Source organism: Bacillus sp. RC242, from assembly GCF_044908245.1.
Classification (GTDB): domain Bacteria; phylum Bacillota; class Bacilli; order Bacillales; family Bacillaceae_G; genus Bacillus_A; species Bacillus_A mycoides.
In genome coordinates, this window is sequence record NZ_JBIYCZ010000002.1 from 373,963 (window position 1) to 393,496 (window position 19,534).

Consider the following 19,534-nt stretch of genomic DNA (forward strand, 5'->3'; position numbering starts at 1 on the left):
TCAATAACGAGTCGTAAGCATTTTCTTGCGAGTATAGAATTCTACGCCATCTTTTCCATTTGCATGGAGATCACCATAGAAAGATTTCTTATAACCTGAGAACGGGAAGAATGCCATTGGAGCAGGAACTCCAAGATTAACCCCAAGCATACCTGCATCAATTTCTTCACGGAATTCACGAATAGCTTTCGCGCTATTTGTGTACAGACATGCACCATTTGCGAATGGTGATGCATTAGCAACATGAATCGCTTCCATCAAGTCTTTTACGCGTACAATAGAAAGAACCGGTGCGAAGATTTCATCTTGCCAGATTTTCATTTCCTGTGTCACATTGTCAAAAATCGTTGGGCCAACAAAATAACCTTGGCTGTTTGCTACATCGTCTTCACGTCCGTCACGAATAAGTGTCGCTCCCTGCTCTACACCGGATTGAATGTATCCGAGTGTCCGCTCTTTATGTCCTTCACGAATAACGGGACCAAGGAAAATACCTTCTTCCAGACCATTACCAATCGTAATTGCATTAGCCTCTTGAAGCAGTCTCTTAACGAGCTCATCTGCAACGTCTTCTTCCACAACAACAACAGCCGCTGCCATGCATCGTTCACCAGCTGAACCGAAGGCAGCACTTGTAATTTCTTTCACTGTAGAACTAAGGTCCGCATCTTTTAATACGATCGAATGATTTTTTGCCCCTGCAAGAGCTTGTACACGTTTACCGTTAGCTGCTGCTGTTTTATATATATACTCAGCCACAGGTTGAGAGCCAACGAAAGATACAGCTTTCACATCCTCATTGTCAAGAATGCCGTTAACGACGTCATGTGCACCATGCACAATATTTAGTACTCCATCTGGAAGACCTGCTTCTTTAAACAGTTCAGCTATGCGATTAGCCAATAGCGGTGTTCTTTCAGATGGTTTTAATACAAACGTATTCCCGCATGCAATCGCGAGTGGAAACATCCAGCATGGTACCATCATCGGAAAGTTAAATGGCGTTATTCCTGCGATTACTCCGATCGGGTAACGATACATCCCTGATTCAACACCAGTAGCAATATCGGGAAGTTGCTCTCCCATCATTAAAGTGGGTGCGCCTGCGGCAAATTCAACACATTCAATCCCCCGCTGCACTTCACCGTATGCTTCCTTATAACTTTTTCCGTTTTCCAAGGTTACGAGTTTAGCTAACTCTTCCCAGTTTTCAATCAATAGCTGTTGATAGCGAAATAGAATCCGTGCACGCCGAGGTACAGCGATCTTTCTCCATGTTTTGAATGCTTCTTTCGCAGTTGCTACAGCTCTATCTAAATCTTCTTTAGTCGAAAGAGGCACACGAGCAATAATCTCTCCTGTTGCTGGATTTGGTACATCTTCAACTTGCTTACTTGTGGATTCTATCCATTGTCCGCCAATATAATTTTTCAACGTTTGTACATTTTTCATTACTACCATGGTGAAGCCTCCTATTTTAAGATAACCGTCCTATGTATTTATTACACTCGCAAAAGAAAGCGCATTCATTTGACGGTATGTAAACTTATTGGCATACATTTCTTCAACATTACTAATCTTAATCTTATCCATTGAATACACAGGAGCAGTCATCTGCTCAGCATTTGTCTACTCCCCAGCTCACATTATTTCAGATGGATCTCATGGTTCATCTTATAATTCTTTTTCAGAAATACTGGGCAATCCCATTCACAAACAAGGTCCTTAGCCAAGGAAACGATCCAGTCCTTTGTAATATGATACTTTTCCCCATCAACAGTAATAAACACTTCACCATCTGTCACATAGAAAACTTCCTGCTCTTCTACATGCCACGTTCCTTTATTCGGTTCGCCTACCCACGGTTCCCATGTGTTGGCACCTAGTTGCTCTGCTTCTTCTGCTGTAAGTTTTTTCGCAAAAAACATGATGATCCTCTCTCTTTCGTATTCGTAATTTTGAAGGAATAATTCTATAAATCTACTGCCTTAACATTTGTATTTTTTAAACGTTTAAACTCTTTTTTCATAAAGTATATGGCAATGAGAACACCTGGAATTTCTGCAGCAGGAGCAGCGTACCATACACCTTCTACACCCCAGTATTTCGGGAAAATAAATAGAAACGGTAACATGAACAACAATATTTTGCTTACACTAATAAACGTTGCGGACCAGTTTCTTTCTTGTGATTCAAAATAACCAGAGATAAGCAAACTAACTGCACTAAGCGTAAACAAACAATTGAATATAACTGTCGTCCAAATACCCAGTTTCTGTAATTCAGGATTACCACCGGAAAAAAATGACACAATTGGATCTGCAAAAATGATTAGTATGGCTGTCACGATCACAAAGAAGGAAACTGTAAAAATGAGTCCCATCTTAATCGCTTGTTTCACACGATCAAGGTTGCCCGCACCGTAATTATAACTAATAATCGGTTGAAGCCCTGTCATCCCACCGAGCGCTGCTAAGGCGAGGAGATTTGTAATGTACCCGTTTTGAATCGTGAAAGCTGCAACGTGTAGACCGCCACCGTAGCTTTGCAGTAAGTTGTTGGTGAAAATAATTGCAATAAACATCATGAACTGACTCGAGAAAGATGCAAAGCCCGTCCAAACCACTTCAACAATCTTCTTGAGATTAATCATCATATCTTTCATTTTCGGCTTAAGTTTTGTTTTACCAAACCAGAAATAAAAGATTAGGAGAGCAGGAATCGATTGCGAAATCGTATTAGCCCATGAAGAACCCATCATCCCCATGTCATACTTCACTACCATAATCCATTCCATAGTCCCAGCAACCACCGCTGCGACTAACCAACTGTTCATTGATAATATAGGTTTTTCATCGATATTAGCTAAAATACTTAATACAACGGCCAATATCGTTAATGGCAACGAAATCCATAGCAGTCGGCTATATTGCACCGCATATGGAAGCGCTTCATCACTTGCTCCGAATAAAATCATAATATCATTTTCAAAGAGCAATCCAAGTATAGCTAACAAAGTGGAAAGGAACAGCGTAAACCATAAAGTTTGTCCCATAATACTTCTAGCTTCCTCTAACTTCCCTTTTCCAAGTCGAAGTGAAATGACCGCTCCTGCTCCCACACCTAAAAGAACACCAATCATACGGGTAATAACCATGACCGTAAATCCAATTCCGATCCCTTCGACTTCCAGCTCCTGAAAGCCACTGACGAAATAGCCATCAACAACCGATACAACTCCTAGAATTACGTTAGCCATAATTCCCGCCAAAGCAAACCGTAAATATAGTAACGGAATACTTTTGGTTCCTAGCACTGAATCATCCACCGGCTTATTCATTACCTCTGGTTGCTCTATTTTTGATGACGGACCGTTGTCCACTATTTTCATGAGCATATCCCCTTATAAATAATTTATATAGCACGTTTTGCTCAATTAATTCGCATACCACCCTACCGGATTTGCATGCTGGTGGATATTGATTTGCTTCGTTTCCATAAAGTGCTCCAGTCCAACAGTACCTAACGCTCTGCCGATGCCACTTTGCTTATACCCTCCCCAAGGGCCTTCAACATAAGCGAGATGATAACTATTAATCCAAGTAATTCCCGCACGTAATTTACTAATGACACGTTTTGCTCGGTCCATATCTTCCGTAAATACAGCACCGGCTAATCCATAAATGGAATCATTCGCTTTTCGGATGGCATCTTCCTCATCTTTAAATTTCTGTACAACAAGGACTGGACCAAAAATCTCTTCCTTAACAATACACATATTCTCATTTACATCAGCAAAGATTGTTGGTGCAATGAAAAATCCTCGATCAAGCCCATTTTCTGTTAAGCGCTTACCACCACAAACTAATTTTGCACCTTCTTCGATCCCTCTCTGAATATAATGTAAAACTTCATTCATATGAGACTCGTTTGTGAGGGCTCCCATTTCAATGTTCTCACTTTCCCCGTTGCCAACTACAATTTTGTTCGCACGCTCGGCCAATCTTTCAACAAACTTATCGTAAATAGTCTCTTGTACAAGCAAACGGGATGCAGCTGAACAAACTTGCCCAGCATTGTGGAAAATGCCAAACATCGCATTATCGACTGCGGTTTCAAAGTCCACATCGTCGAACACAATAAGTGGAGATTTACCACCTAGTTCAAGTGTGATTTTTTTCATATTGCCCGCAGCTGCGCGCATAATACTTTGACCTGTTTTTGTTCCACCAGTAAAGGCAACTTTGTCAACATCATGGCTCTCTGCAAGCTCATTTCCAACCTTTGAGCCAGGTCCCAATACCAAGTTTGCCACTCCGTCCGGAAGTCCAACCTCTTCGATAATTTCAAATAATTTGAATACACTTACAGGAGTGACGTCAGCAGGCTTAATTACAATTGTATTCCCTGCGGCAAGTGCAGGAGCAATTTGCCAAACAGCTAACATAAGCGGAAAGTTCCAAGGTACAATAAGTCCACAAACACCAATCGGTTCATGAATAATAATTGTTTCCGAAGAATCAGCACGAGTGTAAGATTCCTTTTTCATGCCTTTGATCAAGTCAGCATAATAGCGGAAACATTGAATCGATACAGGAATATCTACATGGGTTGTTGCACGGATAACCTTACCGTTATTTGCAGTTTCCAAACGGGCAATTTCAGCTGTCTTCTCTTCAAGACGGTCTGCAATCTTATATAGATAGTCAGCTCTTTCATCAGCCGATAAATCCGACCAGATCCCGCTGTCAAACGCTTTACGAGCCGCCTTGATTGCTATCTTCGCATCGTCTGCCGATCCATGAGCTGACGTTGCGATAACCTCTCCGGTTGCTGGATTGATAATATTTCGTCTAGCACCCGATAATGCTTCTACCCATTTCCCGTCAATGAACATGTTAATTTTCATAAACACTTCTCCTTTACGCGATAATGTCTACCAGTTTGAAACCAATATGTGCTATATTGACCAGCATCGTTTTCTGATTATAGAATGGGAATGATTTGAGGCGTTCCTTTTCAAATCGGTATCCACCTGCACTCCCCGTAACAATCCATTGTGCCAATAACTTACCAAACAATGTCGAGAGAGACGCGCCATGGCCCGTATAACCCGTTGCGAAATATGCGCCTTCTTTGGATCTACCGATAACTGGGAACGTATCAATTGTAACCCCGATAAATCCACCCCACCTGTAATCAATCTTGCTTCCTTCTAGTTTTGGCATTATTTTAACCATAGCATCGTAAACATTTTGATAAACAGCATCACCTAAGTTCGGACGAATATCGCCACCGCCAAATATGATCCGATTATCTGGTGTACGCCTGAAATAGTAAAGGAAACTGCTTGTATCAAAAACCATGCGATCTTTAGGAATGACGGCATTCACCAGTGATTCTGGAAGCTGTTCAGTACCAATAATACGTGCCGAAATTGGCAGTACGCCTTTATTCAATTCAGCCATAATTTTTCCGGAGTAACCATCTGTAGCCACAATAATGTCTTTCGCTGTAACAGTACCTTTTTCTGTAATAACTTTCACACTATTTCGGCCGTACTCAATAGATAGTGCTTTCGAATGCTCAAAGATTTTTGCACCGATTGATTTAGCTGCTTCTCCCAAACCAATTGCATAGTTCAGTGGTTGGAACGAGTAACTCGAGTCATCGACTAAGCAACCATAATATTGCGGGGAATCAATTTCTTGATGCAACTGACTTCGATTAAGCACGCTACATTCATATCCAAAATTTTTGTTTAAGTATTCACTTTCAAGTTTCAACCCTTCAAAATGCTTGGCTTTGTAAGCCGCCACAATGTGACCTGTCTTTCTGAAGTTACAGTTGATTTGATGCTCGTCGATAATGTTTTTAACTAATTCAACACTAAGCAGAGAAAGATCGTTAAGCTGCCTCGCCTCTTCGGCACCATACTTCTTGGCAAGCTCCTGCATCGTTGACTTATAGCCCGGCAATACCATCCCACCGTTGCGACCGCTTGCGCCATACCCAATTGTTTCCTGCTCAAGGACGATGACACTCTTCCCTAATTTTTGCAAATGATATGCAGAAGAAAGACCTGTGAAACCTGCGCCAATAATGACAACATCCGCCTCTTCATTTCCTTCAAGAGGTTTTCCTTTGTCATATCTGTTTGCAGTCGCTGTCCACAATGAGAGAGTATCCATTCGATCCATCTTATCCATAGCTAATCCTTCTCCTTTCGTGACATGTATGTTACAATACAGTCAAAAATATTCTAAATATTCAAACTTATTATGATTATCATATGACTTGGAGCTTCCTCCAAGTCAATAGCCATTTGAGAGGTTTTTGCATTCATTTTTGCGAAAAAAGTGGAGTAACACCACTTTTTTTATTGGAGGGGACATCTATGAAAATTGGTACATTTGCGAAGCTTTTCCATGTTACAACTGATACCGTACGTTATTACATTGAACTAGGATTATTAATACCAGACAAAAAAAACACCCAGTATCAAATGAACCAATTGTGTTTAGACGACATGGCTTTTATTACTGAGCTGAAAAAATTTCATTTTTCATTGATAGAAATCCAACGAATTTTATCGTATCGGCGTGTCACAAACTTCTCGGATCATGAGGATATCGACTACTACAACAATTTGCTCAATGATAAAAAGAATGAGCTGACTAAGAAAAAAGAAGATATATCAAAAGCTATCCAATTGATTGAAAAAGCGGTTCAAACAAGCTCACCTTCAACAAAAGAAGAGAATATTACAGGAATCCCGCTTGACTTTGTAAATCTGCTCTATTGTCCGAAGTGCCGCATTCCACTTGAAATGAAAGATGTAACGATCAAAAAAGTCTACATTCACACGGGGAGTTTAACTTGTACCTGTGGATACGAGGCAACTATCGATGATGGTATTATTATTACCGCGAACTTGTACGAGACGTCTCCTTATCCATCTTATTTTTACGATAAAGAAACGATTAAAGAGATTAATCCCAAAATGATTAACTTATTTGAAAAAAGTAATTTTCGATTTCAAAAAGTTCTACAAAATATAGATTTGAAAAACAAATTAATCGTGGAAACAAACGTTGACGCTTTTGTGTCACTACCGAAATATATTGATGTTCTTGAAACTAGCGCGTCCTATGTATTCAGTGGCTATTCGCTTGCGATGCTCAAAAAAGTTAGAAACAGAATTGAGCGTATGAATCCGAAGCCACGCGTCCTTTATATTTTGAATTCCGATTTAAATCTGCCATTGAAACCGCTTAGCATCGATGTTTTTGTGGATAGTTTTACAGTAACTGATTTTTCACTGCTCAATCCGCAGTTCCCCATTCACGTTCTAAAAAACTATTTACATAACAGTTCAACAATTGTCGGCGGATACTCGTATTATGATAGATCGGCCAAATCCCTGAAAAACATTTCAGCCTTATATCCAAATTCTCACGAACATATTTTATATCCAAAATACTTAGAAGAAAATTTATCAGTTAACGGATTTCAAATCATTCAAAATGAAAATATTGGTTACTGTACAGATCCAGGACCTTATTTCGATTATCATGTAAGAGACGAAAAATTCCACATGCTCATGTATTTGGCTAGTACGAAAAAATAGCACACCACACTTCACCCCAAAAAAGCGCCATCACAAGTGACGGCGCTTTTTCTATGTAAGAGCTACTAGAAGGTATCCTTCTAGCCTACTCCCATTTATAAGTCCAAAATTGTTCAAGTTGCAGCCATTTTAATGTTGCTGCATCTTTGTTTTTTATTTTTGCATGCGTTTCTTCAAGCATTGCTTCTGTTTGTGAACGATGCGCACCTAGTGCAGCTAATTTATGTTCAAATACTTCACTAATATTATTTACAACATCCGGCTCCCCTAGTACAGCTTCGCGATTTTTCGTAATTGCAACCGCATGAATGACTGGACGTTCTTCTTTTGGCATACGTGATACAGCGCGAACGACAGCACGGCCAAATGCATTATGGTCTGGATGTACGCCATGCTCAGGATAAAATGTAATAATTCGAGATGGATTTACTTCTTGAATGATTGCTTCAATTTTGTCTGCAACGAAATCAACATCTTCAAACTCTAACGTTTTATCATGGAAACCAAGCTTTCTTAAATCTTGAATTCCCATCGCTTCACATGCATCTTTTAATTCTTTTTCACGGATATTTGGAATCGTTTCACGGTTAGCGAATACATTTTTCCCCATGTTACGTCCCATTTGTCCAAGAGTACCACATGCATACGTTACAGGTACTCCTTGATCTGTTAATAAGCGAATTGTTCCTCCCGCAGCAAATGCTTCATCATCTGGATGCGGAAATACAACAAGTACATGTCTCTCCATAAGTTTCCCTCCTTCTTACTTAAATGGCGTTAAGCTTAACTCAAGCGCAACTGCTAGTCGGCCTAGATTATCATGTCCAGCTAATAATAAACGCTCTTGATCATCTACTTCCCAATGCGTAATACCTTCAGCATATACCCAGCCATGATCCATTTTTAGACCAACTCGGTATGGGTTTGTTCCAGTTATTTTCCCGCGCTCAAAACGGATAATTGCATTTCGAATGAATGCTCCAACTGTCATCATCTTTTCATTTATGTGTGATGCATACGCTCCGTTTGTCGTTTCTAAATGAATATATACATCTTTATTTACAAAACGTTCAATTTCATTTTGAATAAGAGAACTATCTTTTACTATTTCCATCGGAATTCACCTCTTTAAACCATTTTACGCAAAAATAATGTAAATTGCTATCTCTATATTAGAGGACAACGCTCACTTTTCCTAATAATTTGCACTGTGTTTCTATATTTTTTTATATCATATGTAGAATTGATATTTTTTCCTTCACTTTGTTAAATAGTTTTCTTTCTTTTTTGAATTTGCTACAATATAAATTACGCAGAGGGATGCATTTTTACAATTGAATACATACTTTAAAGAAGGTGACATGTTTGGAACATTCAGCACATGAAGTAGCAAATTGGCAATATTATTTTGCGATTGCCGTATTTTTAGTCACATACGGTTTTATTATTTCTGAGAAATTGAATCGTGCTGTAATCGCACTATTCGGTGCTGCTATTATGATTATTTTTGGAATTGTAGATTTACATACTGCTTTCACATCACATATTCAATGGGAAACAATCACCCTTTTAATTGGGATGATGATTCTCGTACATATTACGAGTCAATCAGGCGTATTTGAATTTGTAGCCATTAAAGCAGCAAAAACAGCTGGCGGAAAACCAATCCGCATTTTATTATTACTATCCCTATTAACCGCTGTCGGTTCTGCATTTTTGGACAACGTAACAACCGTATTATTAATCGTACCTGTTACACTATCCATTACACGTATTTTAAAAGTAAACCCTGTTCCTTATTTAATTTCAGAAGTATTATTTTCAAATATAGGCGGAACAGCAACATTAATTGGTGACCCGCCGAACATTATGATTGGATCAGCTAATAAGCATTTAGACTTTAATGCCTTCTTATTAAACTTAGCTCCAATCGTAATCATTATTTCTATCGTTACACTTGGCATTATTTACTTCATGTATCGTAACAAACTAAAAACAACGCCTGAGCAAATCGAAAAGCTAATGGCATTAAATGAAAAAGATTATATTAAAGATCAGAGCCTCCTTTTAAAATCCATTACGATTTTAGGACTAACTATTTTAGGCTTTGTACTTCATTCTATTATTCATGTAGACGCTGCCGTTATTGCGATGACAGGTGCTACACTTCTTATGTTAATCGGTGTGAAAGAACATGATATTGAAGATGTATTTGCCCACGTTGAATGGGTAACAATTTTCTTCTTCGCTGGACTATTCGTTCTCGTTGGCGGATTAATTGATATCGGACTTATTTCTTCACTCGCAAAAGAAGTACTCGACGTAACAAATGGCGATATCGGTTTCGCTGCTATACTTATCTTATGGGTATCTGGCATCGCATCTGCGACAATTGATAACATCCCATTTGTCGCAACGATGATTCCACTTATTCAAGATTTAGCTACAGGACTCGGACTATCTGTCGATTCTCCGCAAATTGAAGTACTATGGTGGGCGTTATCACTTGGAGCTTGCCTAGGAGGCAACGGAACATTAATTGGAGCATCAGCAAACGTAGTCGTTGCTGGTATTGCAAAACGTGAAGGACATGGGTTCTCTTATATGGACTTCTTAAAAATCGGTTTCCCCTTAACGATCATTGCGCTATTGTTATCACATGCTTACATTTATTTACGTTATTTAATGTAGAAGTTGTATTGCATGAAATTATGTCGTCAAATAAAAAAGGTTTGCAGCACTATGCTACAAACCTTTTTTCATCACCAAAATATACCTATAATTGCTAATCCACCTAAAATCATACCACCAATTTGTCCGATGATTGTTGGTGATAGTTGAACACCTTTTCTCACTTCAACAACTGGTCTTTCGTGCCTTAGTTGTTGCACTTCACTTTGAAGTTGATGTACACTTCCGTGTAGTTCTTTAATTAGTTCTTTTAATTCAGCGACCTCTTCGTTTACTGGCTTACTTTTTTCTAAGTTCATCTCGCATAACTCCTTATAAAGTGAAACTTTAATCAGTGGGGATTTTGTTCATCCCCCACTGATTATTAGTTGAACCAATCGGGCGTTTACGGGCAGTTGATCTCACACCTAACTTCTTCGCTCCACCTGAATTTTGAGGTGGGAATTTTACTGCCCGTTAATGCGGGATAAATTCAATCAGTTCACTGTAAAATTTCGCCAATTACCGTTATATCTCCTGCATACTACATATATAATATGGAATGTACTTTTAATCTTGTAGCTCTATCCATTCATCACGCAATATCCCCATGATCATACGATCAAAACACTTCCCATCCCTTTGAACCGCTTCTCTCATACACCCTTCCATCTGAAAACCCATCTTTTTATACAACGCAATGGCAGCTTTATTATACGAAATAACATCGAGGCCGATGCGGTGTAGATTCATTTCATAGAAAGCATACTTTAGAATAATATGTATCGCTTCTTTCCCATATCCCTTCCCTCTATCATTTGCATCTCCTATACCAATTGCTAATAGACCTGTTCTGTTATTCCACTCTATGCCATGAATCGCCACAAAACCAATTAAGCGCTCATCTTGAACTGTCCTTAACATGAAAGAAACACTATTCGATCTCCGTCCCTTTAATAGTCCATCACTTGCTATTTCTTGTAACGATTGCGGGAACGCTAAGTCTGTATCTACATTTCTTAAATACTCACTATCCTCTTGCCACATAGCCATTACTTCAGCATCTGCTTCTCTAATAGCTGATAATTTAATAGTTTTATTTTGAAAAAGATTCATCGTCATTTCAAACTCCCCCTTTTTTAAATAGCGGGGACAATAATTTTAGCCTATTTATCCCCTTGTTCCATAAACTGTTTTTTTAATGGGATACTTACAATAAGCGCTGACATTGGCACATCTCCCTTGCATTGAATTAACTTCATTGTATAATTTTTCATTTATTCTAACAATAACAACAATAAAAAGGCCCTCCAAATTTAGAGGGCCTTTCCTAATAGTAAAACTGTATTATTTCGTAAACATTTTCTCCGCTTCATCCATTGCCATTTTGTTGCCTAAAGCAGAATAGTCAAGCCATGGTTGGTCATTGATAATGTATACGTGCTTACCTTTAACAGCTTTTAAGTCTTTCCAAATTGGTGTTTCTTGTAATTGTTTAAATGCAGCTTTTGCCTTATCATCTCTGTTTACAACAACGAAAATCGCATCTGCATCAAAGTCAGGTAATACTTCTTGTGAAATGACTTCGAAAGGACGGTTTCCATCAATTTTCTCTACACCATTTGCAGGTTGTAATCCTAAGTCTTGGAATAAAATTGGTCCCATCGGTCTTTTCGTACTAAAGACACGCAATTCTTTTGCAGTCACGCGAATTGCCATTACTTTTTCGTTATTACCTAGCTCTTTATCTATTAAACTTTTCACTCGTTTTGATTGTTCTTCATAGTCTTGAATATATTTATCCGCTTCCTTCTCACGGTTTACAAGTTTACCTACTTCTTTTAAATGATCTCTCCACGTACCTTCATCTAAATTGAAAGAATGTGTTGTTGCAATTTTTTCGTATTTCGCTAAATCTTTGCCAGCATATTTTTCATCAACATAAATGTCAGTTGGCTTTAATTGAAGTAATGCCTCCATATTTGGATCTGTTACAACACCCAGTTTCTTCGTATCTTTCAACTGCTCTTTTGCGTGTGGTAAGAAATCTTTTAAATCTCCACCAATAACAGAACCTACTGGTGTAATTCCTAATGCAAGTAAATCATTTGTTAAGTGAATAGACATTGAAGCAATTTTTGGGTCATTACTTTTTTCCGTTTTTTTAGTTGCCTCTTCATTAGGTTTCGATTGACCACATGCTGCTAATACTAAAATACACATAATGCTAAATAAAATGGAAAGTTTCTTTTTCATATGTTCTCCTCTTTGAAGTATTTATTTTGTTTTTGTAAGTAAATAAAGAAAATACGGCGCTCCTAAAGCAGCTACTACTACACCCGCTGGAATAGAATTTGGCTCAAATAAAGAGCGCCCTATCGTATCTGCGAGTACTAAAATAATCATTCCAATAATGCCAGCTAACGGAAGGAAATGTTGATATGTACTACCTACTAACTTTCTTGCGATATGCGGAGAAACTAAGCCGATAAAGCCAATTCCCCCTGCCATCGATACACTTGCACAAGACAATCCTACCGCTGTAGCTAAAAGCAGTAAACGTTCTTTTTGAACAGAAACACCAAGTCCTGCTGCTACACTATCACCTAGTGACAATGCATTTAATGTTTTAGATTTCAGCCATGCATACGGGGTTAGTATCAAAATCCACGGTAATAATGCTAGCACATGAATCCAGTCTCTTCCCCACACATTACCAACTAACCATCTAGAAGCGAATGTATACGTCTCATCATTTAACTTGAGCGAGAAAAATAACGAAAGTGCACTAAAACCAGCTGAAACTGCAATACCAACAAGAATAAGTCTAATGGGAAGTAAACCTTTTGACCGATCACTCGCAAGCAAAACAATAAGAAATGCAGCTAACACTCCTCCGCCAAATGTAAATAACGGTATTAAAATCGATGCACTCTCGTTAATAGAATGAAAGAGAGTAACGAATACAATAAGCCCGAAAGATGCACCCGAATGTAATCCGAGAATACCAGGATCTGCGAGCGCATTACGAGATAGCCCTTGCAAAATCGCACCGGAAACCCCAAGGCCAATACCTGCTAACATTGTAATAATTATTCTTGGCATACGATAATCGTACAGGACTGTCGCACTCTCAAAATCACCATAACCAAAAAGCGTTTGAATTACTTTGAGTGGTGCAATGCTCAGCGTCCCCGTATTTAAGCTAATCAAAATTACAGCGATACTCAAACATCCAAAAATTGTAGTTACAGTAATAGCTCTCTTTTTATCCGTGCTAAAAAGATCCTTCACTTATAACTCCCTCCCAACTTTACGTGCTATATAAAGGAAGAACGGAACTCCAACAAGAGCTACCATAATTCCTATCGCAAGTTCTTTAGGAGGATTTACTGTTCTTGCTCCTAAATCAGCTAAAACTAATAACATAGCTCCTAATAATGCTGACATAGGAATAATAAGCCGATAATTAACACCTACTAATTTTCTAGCAATGTGCGGAATGACAAGTCCTACAAATCCAATGGAACCAACAGCTGAAACAGACACACCTGCAAGAATGACTACTATAATCATCCCAAGCATTCTCGTTCGGTTCGTTTTTACTCCTAAATTCGTAGCAACATCATCACCCATCGATATGAGTGAAATAGATCTCCCTAACGTTGTCGCAAAAACAATTGTTACGAGAATAATAGGCACTAAAAATTTCAAGTGTTCCCACTTAACCCCCGCAACACCACCAGCATACCAAAATGCTAAATCTTGGCTTAAGTCATAATAAATCGCGACACCTGAACTTAACGAATGTAAAAGCGCGGCCATAACTGCCCCTGCAATCGTTAACCTCATCGGCGTTAAACCGCCTGATGTTGCTGATCCAATAATAAAAATGAGTACTGTACTTAAAACTGCTCCAATAAAGGAGACAATCATTAAATAGGAATACGGCATATGCGGGAAAAAAGCAAAACTAAGTGCTACTACAAACATCGCACCTGCATTTATTCCGAGTACACCTGCATCAGCTAAAGGATTTCGTGTTACCCCTTGCATAACAGCTCCAGCGACTGCAAAAGCAGCTCCTACAACTGCTGCGCCAATTACCCTTGGGAGCCTTAATTCATAAATAATTTGATGCTGTGTTAATTTCGGATTATAATCAAAAACCGCTGCCCACACCGTTTGCAAATGAATATCCTTTGCCCCGAATGCAATAGCTAAAAATATAGATCCGATTAAACATAAAATTGTTAAGCTCATGAAACATACGAACTTAATATGTATCCAGCGATTATTGCCAGCATGTACAGTAGACTTATGTAACATGTTTCATTTCATCCTTTATATTCAGTTCTTTTTTATAATTATTTTTTATTTATAATCATTATTGATAATAATTATCATTTTCATTTAGATATTATATCCCCACTTTTTTTAAATAGCAAACTATTTTTTTACTTTGTTAAACTATCAAAATACTTATTACAATTCCCTTCTAAAACTTCCAAATACATGCAAAATGACGTACTGTTTTATTTTCAAATTTGTAATATACTAAGTTATTATTTTGATTTTTCAAATAAAAACCCTGAAGGTGAAAACATGTTTTATGTAAAACAACTACTCTATTTTACTTATGAACAAGCATTATCCTGTTTGTTCCCTGTCGTTATTTTTTTAACACTTGCTCTTTCAAAAATCATTTCGATTCCAGGGCTGTACCGATATGATTTCATACTCATCGTATGTCTTCTTATGCAGTGGATTATGTACAAGACTGGTCTTGAAACGAAAGACGAACTAAAAGTAATTACTGTCTTCCACCTCATCGGCCTTTTACTAGAAATATATAAAGTACATTTCGGTTCATGGAGTTATCCTGAAGAGGCGTATTCAAAAGTTTTCGGAGTTCCGCTTTACAGCGGTTTTATGTATGCGAGTGTCGCAAGTTACATATGCCAAGCGTGGAGAAGATTGCATTTACAAATGCATCATTGGCCGAAAGCTATTTTTGCAATACCTCTAGGAGCAATGATTTACTTTAATTTTTTTACACATCATTTTCTATATGACTTTAGATGGGTATTAACTTTAATTTTATTCATTGTTTTCTTTCGCACATTTGTGGAATTTTCATTACGAGGCGTTACATATAAAATGCCGCTCGTACTCTCATTTTTCCTTATCGGATTCTTTATTTGGATTGCAGAAAACATCGCTACCTTCTTCGGAGCATGGCAATATCCAAATCAACGGGAAACATGGAGCCTCGTTCACTTAAGCAAAATTAGCTCATGGTTTTTACTCGTTGTTATTAGCATTATGATTGTTACACAACTCAAACATTTTAAGCAGTCAAAAAGATAATGCTAATTATGTAAAAACATTAAAATAACAACTTATCTTCCTTACCCAATAAAAAAATCCACTCTGTAAAAACAGTTAGCCCATCACTCATTAGAGAGTGATGGGCCTTTTTTATTAATATTTTTTAAACCGTTCTCATCAAAGAGGTTATAGGTTCATCATAATTTACAAGCGCATAAGCAGTTACACATTATGAACTAGTACTAGCAGAAGAGGTTGCTGCAGATGAAGCGGCAATCGTTGCTATCATAGCTGCTTGTTGTGCTTGTATGAGGACTTCTATCATTGTTTGTAAACCTGCGTTGGTAGCTTTACTTTCCTCACCTTTCTGACTTACGAACAGTTGAATAGCAATAAGAATATTCGTATCTGTATGCCAACGGAAAAATTTCTCCCCTTGCAATTTTTCAATCAACGCTTTAATAGAATGAATCTCTTTTTCTCCATCCTCAAGTAACGCTAGTAGCCCGATAGCTGGATAATGCATCTGTTTCACTTTTACCTTTTCTTGTTTTAACAAATTCCATATGTTTGTACATGTTACAACTAACATTTCTTCACGGACATCCTTCTTTAGTGAGAGGATATGACTTAAAAATTGAAGATCATTCCCTTTACGCAAACCAGCTTTCGCTAGTTTCTGATAAAGACGTTCTACCCGGTCCATAAGTGTTTCTACATTCTCTGATTGTCCTGCTAGTAAAACCGCGAGTGGATAATCATTTGTACCTGTAAGAAAAAGATGATCCTCTTTCATCCGTTTATATACTTGCATCGAACGCTGAATGTGCGTGCCATGCTGTTCATTTTCTTCTGTTAAAAGCACAGCTGCTGCGAGATAAGTAAATATACTCCGGCTAAAGCCACCAGCGACCAATTGTTCATATAAATCTAAAAACCTCCGAAAAGCTTCCTTGTAATCTGTAAAGTGAATATCTAATGTTGCGGCCACCACAAAGCGATGATAAGACTTTAAGTATGAAAACATCCCTACCTGATTCTTAATATAACTACTAATTTCTAAAAAACGTCCGAGATCAAACAGTTTATCACTACCTGCATACATAGCAGCAATCATCATACCTGTTCGAGAATCACTTGTTTTCCATTTTAGTTCTCCCTTTAACTGTGCATATGTATGTGTGTATTGCTCCAACTTTTGTTCCAATGTAATCATAGTATTCCCCCATTTTCTAGTTCCTCTCTTTTATTATACGTATATTCCATATTTAGGAATACCCTATTTCATACAGATTTTGCAACCTTATACTTTCTTCTGTATTATTTTCAATATTTTTCTATTAAGTAATACAAAAAAAATAATAACTACCATAAAACTTAGGATGTTTCTTTATCCTAATTGGTTGGTTTTCTTTCCTTCTTCATCAGCATCACGATGATTAGCGTTCATAATCCTTAATCCTTCAAGAAGTTCAACAACAAAAAAGGATAGATAATAAATTATCTACCCTTTTTTGTCTATATATTATTTAACATTACACCTGTATTGTGAAAAATAAGGTTGTAATTACTTACACCTCAATTTTGACAAAACATCTGTGATTTCGTTTTTTATATGCAATTAAACTTTACCAAAAACTAAAAAGCCTTAATAATTCGTTCCATCGCCTTCATTTGCCCAATATGATCTGCTTCATGATACAACATCATACCGTAAAGCTCTCCAACTGTTTCCAACCCTAAAAATGGCTCTGGAAGTTTATTTTCAAATGCTTCTGCTGGAATTTCTTGAATGCGCTTCGCTTGTTCTTTTAATTGAACCGTTAGCACTTCTAATGATGGTCCTTCTGTTTTCCATTTAGATGGTCTTGATCCATACCCGAACATACCTGGATATTCAGTTGGTAATTGTTTAAATTCTCTTCCAAACATGAAAGTTTCTGCTGCCGTTAACACGTGACCGATATGCCAGCGAATTGTATTGTTAAAGCCCTCCGGCTGCGTATCCGCAGTTTTATCATCAAGCGTCTCCATAAATTCAAGTAATGCCCCACGCGTTATTTCAAATTGTTTTAAACCAATTATTCTATTCATTTTATCGTCCCCTTTTTTATGTACAATTTATTATGAGCTAAGAATGTTCTACTTATTAAAGTTTCACCTTGTTTAATCTATCAGAAACAATTAAAAAACACATCTAATATGCTTACTGAAAACAATAAAAAAGGACCACTCCTCATAAATATAGAAATACTTACTGCACAAATATTACAGTAAACAAAAGAGGAGTGTAATTACATGTTAGATGTTTTAAAACAACAATATAATCTTATTAGTTCTACAAGGGAAAATCTATTTACATTTTTGGAAGAAATCCCACAAGAAAAATTGCACAGTACGGTTCCTAACTTCGGAAGTGGCAGCATTATAAAAACACATATTCATGTAGCCGATTGCTATCGATACTGGCTTGGATCATTCGCATTTAAACAAAAACGAGCAGATTTTTCATTTGCTAGCGACTACGAAATTGAGCATGCAGATGTCGAAACAGTTCGTGCTAGATTTAAGTTAGTAGATGAAACTGTACAACGATTTTTAGATGCATACAATGACCGTTGGCTCGAAAATATAGCAAATGAAGTGAAATGGAAAAAAGAACCTTGGAGCACAACTCCGCTATGGCTTTTAACCCATGCGGAAACACATGAATTTCATCATAAAGGCCAAATTGTATCAATGACTCGTCACCTTGGATATACTCCTCCTGACACAGACCTTAGTTAATTCAATTGTTCTAACAAATGAATTACTATAACTGTCCTTAGCATTGTTTATGTATATTGAAAGGCTCTTCATTCTTTTTGATGTTGTTTATAGTTTTGCAAATTTTTTTGCGGCACAAACTTGTATTATATTTTAATTATGTTTGTGTCGTGTTCTTATTAATTAGTTTCATATCCATAAAAAATATATTAATATGTTTCCTTTTATTATTTCAGTTACCTAATCAATAAGAGGTTCTTTCTTTTTATTATGACTTTATACACGATAAATACGAAAATTCCGAAAATAAAAGTTGAAAATGCTGGTAACACTTTATCATTTGGCACGTACACAGTCCAAAAAGAATTAAGAAGCGCATGAAAAATTAGACACATAAAAATACTTTTAGTTGTGTTAATAATTGTAGTTAATAAGAAAGATACAGCAATTGTCGTAATTATAAAGGCTATAAAATCCCTTTGAGTTTGATTCGTACCTGGAATAAACCATAACGGCCAGTGCCAAATAGCCCATATAACGCTCACAATAACCGTACTAAAAAATGCCGAAAACCTTTTCTGAAGGGCAGGTTGTAAGAACCCTCTCCATCCGATTTCTTCAAGACCGCCACCAATAATCATTATTGGAAAACTAAGTAATGCCACGTATAATGGTTTTTGCATCGTTGCTCCACCAAATATCGTTGGAAGATAACAGCTAATAAAAGCTAGAACAACGATTAGAACATACCATACAAAGTAATGCCTAGGATTAACAATATTTTTAATAAACACTCTGAACTCTTCTTTTGATCCATATTTTTTCTTTAAACTAATTGCAATGATTGATGGCATGATCCCTCCGAAAACAAATAATATCATCGCTAACGGTGTACCAAATGTCGTAATGTTTAATTTTATTAAGCTAATTAATAGCCCCCATAGTATCCATGTAAATATAAAAGTGCGTATTACATATCGTTTAATCTCATTCCCCATTTACTTGCCTCCTTTATTTTAATTAGAGCATAAATTTAGAGATATGAAAATCACTTATGCTAAATTATTCCAAAACATTAAAGGAACCTCCCTACTCTATCAGGCTTTTCTGGATAGGCCGACTCCTACCTACTTTGCT

Annotated in this window: 18 protein-coding genes and 1 pseudogene; 4 read left to right on the forward strand and 15 right to left on the reverse strand. The window is 37.3% G+C overall.

From position 1 onward, the window contains the following. From ABH957_RS05685 to ABH957_RS05705, 5 genes are all read right to left on the reverse strand, one after another. Entirely contained in the window at positions 1 to 1,461 is a 1,461-nt protein-coding gene (locus ABH957_RS05685) for a CoA-acylating methylmalonate-semialdehyde dehydrogenase (RefSeq protein WP_404510736.1), read from the reverse strand. A gap of 185 nt (positions 1,462 to 1,646) precedes the next feature. Continuing rightward, positions 1,647 to 1,928, reverse strand: coding sequence for a cupin domain-containing protein (locus tag ABH957_RS05690; RefSeq protein ID WP_404444219.1), 282 nt, complete (start codon positions 1,926 to 1,928; stop codon positions 1,647 to 1,649). Between the two features lie 44 nt (positions 1,929 to 1,972). Further along, positions 1,973 to 3,391: an MATE family efflux transporter gene (locus tag ABH957_RS05695; RefSeq protein WP_404444216.1), complete on the reverse strand. Its 1,419-nt coding sequence runs from the start codon at positions 3,389 to 3,391 to the stop codon at positions 1,973 to 1,975. Positions 3,392 to 3,436: 45 nt separating this feature from the next. Beyond that, positions 3,437 to 4,909 (reverse strand): aldehyde dehydrogenase family protein, encoded by a 1,473-nt coding sequence (locus ABH957_RS05700; protein WP_404456695.1) that lies wholly within the window; start codon positions 4,907 to 4,909, stop codon positions 3,437 to 3,439. 13 nt (positions 4,910 to 4,922) lie between these two features. Beyond that, the gene (locus ABH957_RS05705) at positions 4,923 to 6,209 is read right to left on the reverse strand and encodes an NAD(P)/FAD-dependent oxidoreductase (protein WP_404444210.1); all 1,287 of its coding nucleotides are present in this window, start codon (positions 6,207 to 6,209) and stop codon (positions 4,923 to 4,925) included. 188 nt (positions 6,210 to 6,397) lie between these two features. Here ABH957_RS05705 and ABH957_RS05710 point away from each other — a divergent pair, with 188 nt between their 5' ends. After that, positions 6,398 to 7,630, forward strand: a complete 1,233-nt coding sequence (locus ABH957_RS05710) for a MerR family transcriptional regulator (protein ID WP_404444207.1) — start codon at positions 6,398 to 6,400, stop codon at positions 7,628 to 7,630. A gap of 85 nt (positions 7,631 to 7,715) precedes the next feature. Here ABH957_RS05710 and bshB2 read toward each other — a convergent pair whose 3' ends face one another. Together bshB2 and ABH957_RS05720 are read right to left on the reverse strand one after the other, a co-directional pair. Next, on the reverse strand, positions 7,716 to 8,378 hold the full coding sequence (bshB2, locus tag ABH957_RS05715; RefSeq protein ID WP_404444204.1) for a bacillithiol biosynthesis deacetylase BshB2: 663 nt from the start codon (positions 8,376 to 8,378) through the stop codon (positions 7,716 to 7,718). 15 nt (positions 8,379 to 8,393) lie between these two features. Beyond that, positions 8,394 to 8,744, reverse strand: coding sequence for a YojF family protein (locus ABH957_RS05720; protein WP_000407045.1), 351 nt, complete (start codon positions 8,742 to 8,744; stop codon positions 8,394 to 8,396). A gap of 251 nt (positions 8,745 to 8,995) precedes the next feature. Between ABH957_RS05720 and ABH957_RS05725 the strand changes: the two genes are divergently transcribed. Continuing rightward, entirely contained in the window at positions 8,996 to 10,321 is a 1,326-nt protein-coding gene (locus ABH957_RS05725; protein WP_002142598.1) for an ArsB/NhaD family transporter, read from the forward strand. 71 nt (positions 10,322 to 10,392) lie between these two features. Here the strand turns inward: ABH957_RS05725 and ABH957_RS05730 are convergent, their stop codons facing one another. The 5 genes from ABH957_RS05730 to ABH957_RS05750 form a co-directional block, all read right to left on the reverse strand. Continuing rightward, entirely contained in the window at positions 10,393 to 10,620 is a 228-nt protein-coding gene (locus ABH957_RS05730; protein ID WP_002033458.1) for a coiled-coil domain-containing protein, read from the reverse strand. A gap of 250 nt (positions 10,621 to 10,870) precedes the next feature. Then, complete coding sequence (locus ABH957_RS05735; protein WP_404510738.1) at positions 10,871 to 11,422, reverse strand: GNAT family N-acetyltransferase; 552 nt, start codon at positions 11,420 to 11,422, stop codon at positions 10,871 to 10,873. A gap of 225 nt (positions 11,423 to 11,647) precedes the next feature. Beyond that, positions 11,648 to 12,556, reverse strand: a complete 909-nt coding sequence (locus tag ABH957_RS05740) for an iron-hydroxamate ABC transporter substrate-binding protein (protein ID WP_390187993.1) — start codon at positions 12,554 to 12,556, stop codon at positions 11,648 to 11,650. Positions 12,557 to 12,577: 21 nt separating this feature from the next. Beyond that, on the reverse strand, positions 12,578 to 13,594 hold the full coding sequence (locus ABH957_RS05745) for a FecCD family ABC transporter permease (protein ID WP_404444191.1): 1,017 nt from the start codon (positions 13,592 to 13,594) through the stop codon (positions 12,578 to 12,580). Next, positions 13,595 to 14,629, reverse strand: a complete 1,035-nt coding sequence (locus tag ABH957_RS05750; protein ID WP_404444188.1) for a FecCD family ABC transporter permease — start codon at positions 14,627 to 14,629, stop codon at positions 13,595 to 13,597. 276 nt (positions 14,630 to 14,905) lie between these two features. Between ABH957_RS05750 and ABH957_RS05755 the strand changes: the two genes are divergently transcribed. Next, positions 14,906 to 15,670 (forward strand): DUF817 domain-containing protein, encoded by a 765-nt coding sequence (locus tag ABH957_RS05755; RefSeq protein ID WP_033708377.1) that lies wholly within the window; start codon positions 14,906 to 14,908, stop codon positions 15,668 to 15,670. Between the two features lie 190 nt (positions 15,671 to 15,860). On the opposite strand, the pseudogene ABH957_RS05760 reads toward ABH957_RS05755, so the two are convergent. Both ABH957_RS05760 and ABH957_RS05765 read right to left on the reverse strand, forming a co-directional pair. Next, positions 15,861 to 16,897: pseudogene (locus ABH957_RS05760) on the reverse strand (DUF4003 domain-containing protein). 372 nt (positions 16,898 to 17,269) lie between these two features. Next, entirely contained in the window at positions 17,270 to 17,725 is a 456-nt protein-coding gene (locus ABH957_RS05765) for a DinB family protein (protein ID WP_404444184.1), read from the reverse strand. A gap of 204 nt (positions 17,726 to 17,929) precedes the next feature. Here ABH957_RS05765 and ABH957_RS05770 point away from each other — a divergent pair, with 204 nt between their 5' ends. Continuing rightward, on the forward strand, positions 17,930 to 18,418 hold the full coding sequence (locus ABH957_RS05770) for a DinB family protein (RefSeq protein WP_404510740.1): 489 nt from the start codon (positions 17,930 to 17,932) through the stop codon (positions 18,416 to 18,418). A 215-nt stretch (positions 18,419 to 18,633) separates the two neighbouring features. Here ABH957_RS05770 and ABH957_RS05775 read toward each other — a convergent pair whose 3' ends face one another. Then, positions 18,634 to 19,395, reverse strand: coding sequence for a CPBP family intramembrane glutamic endopeptidase (locus ABH957_RS05775; RefSeq protein WP_404456687.1), 762 nt, complete (start codon positions 19,393 to 19,395; stop codon positions 18,634 to 18,636). Positions 19,396 to 19,534: the final 139 nt, after the last annotated feature.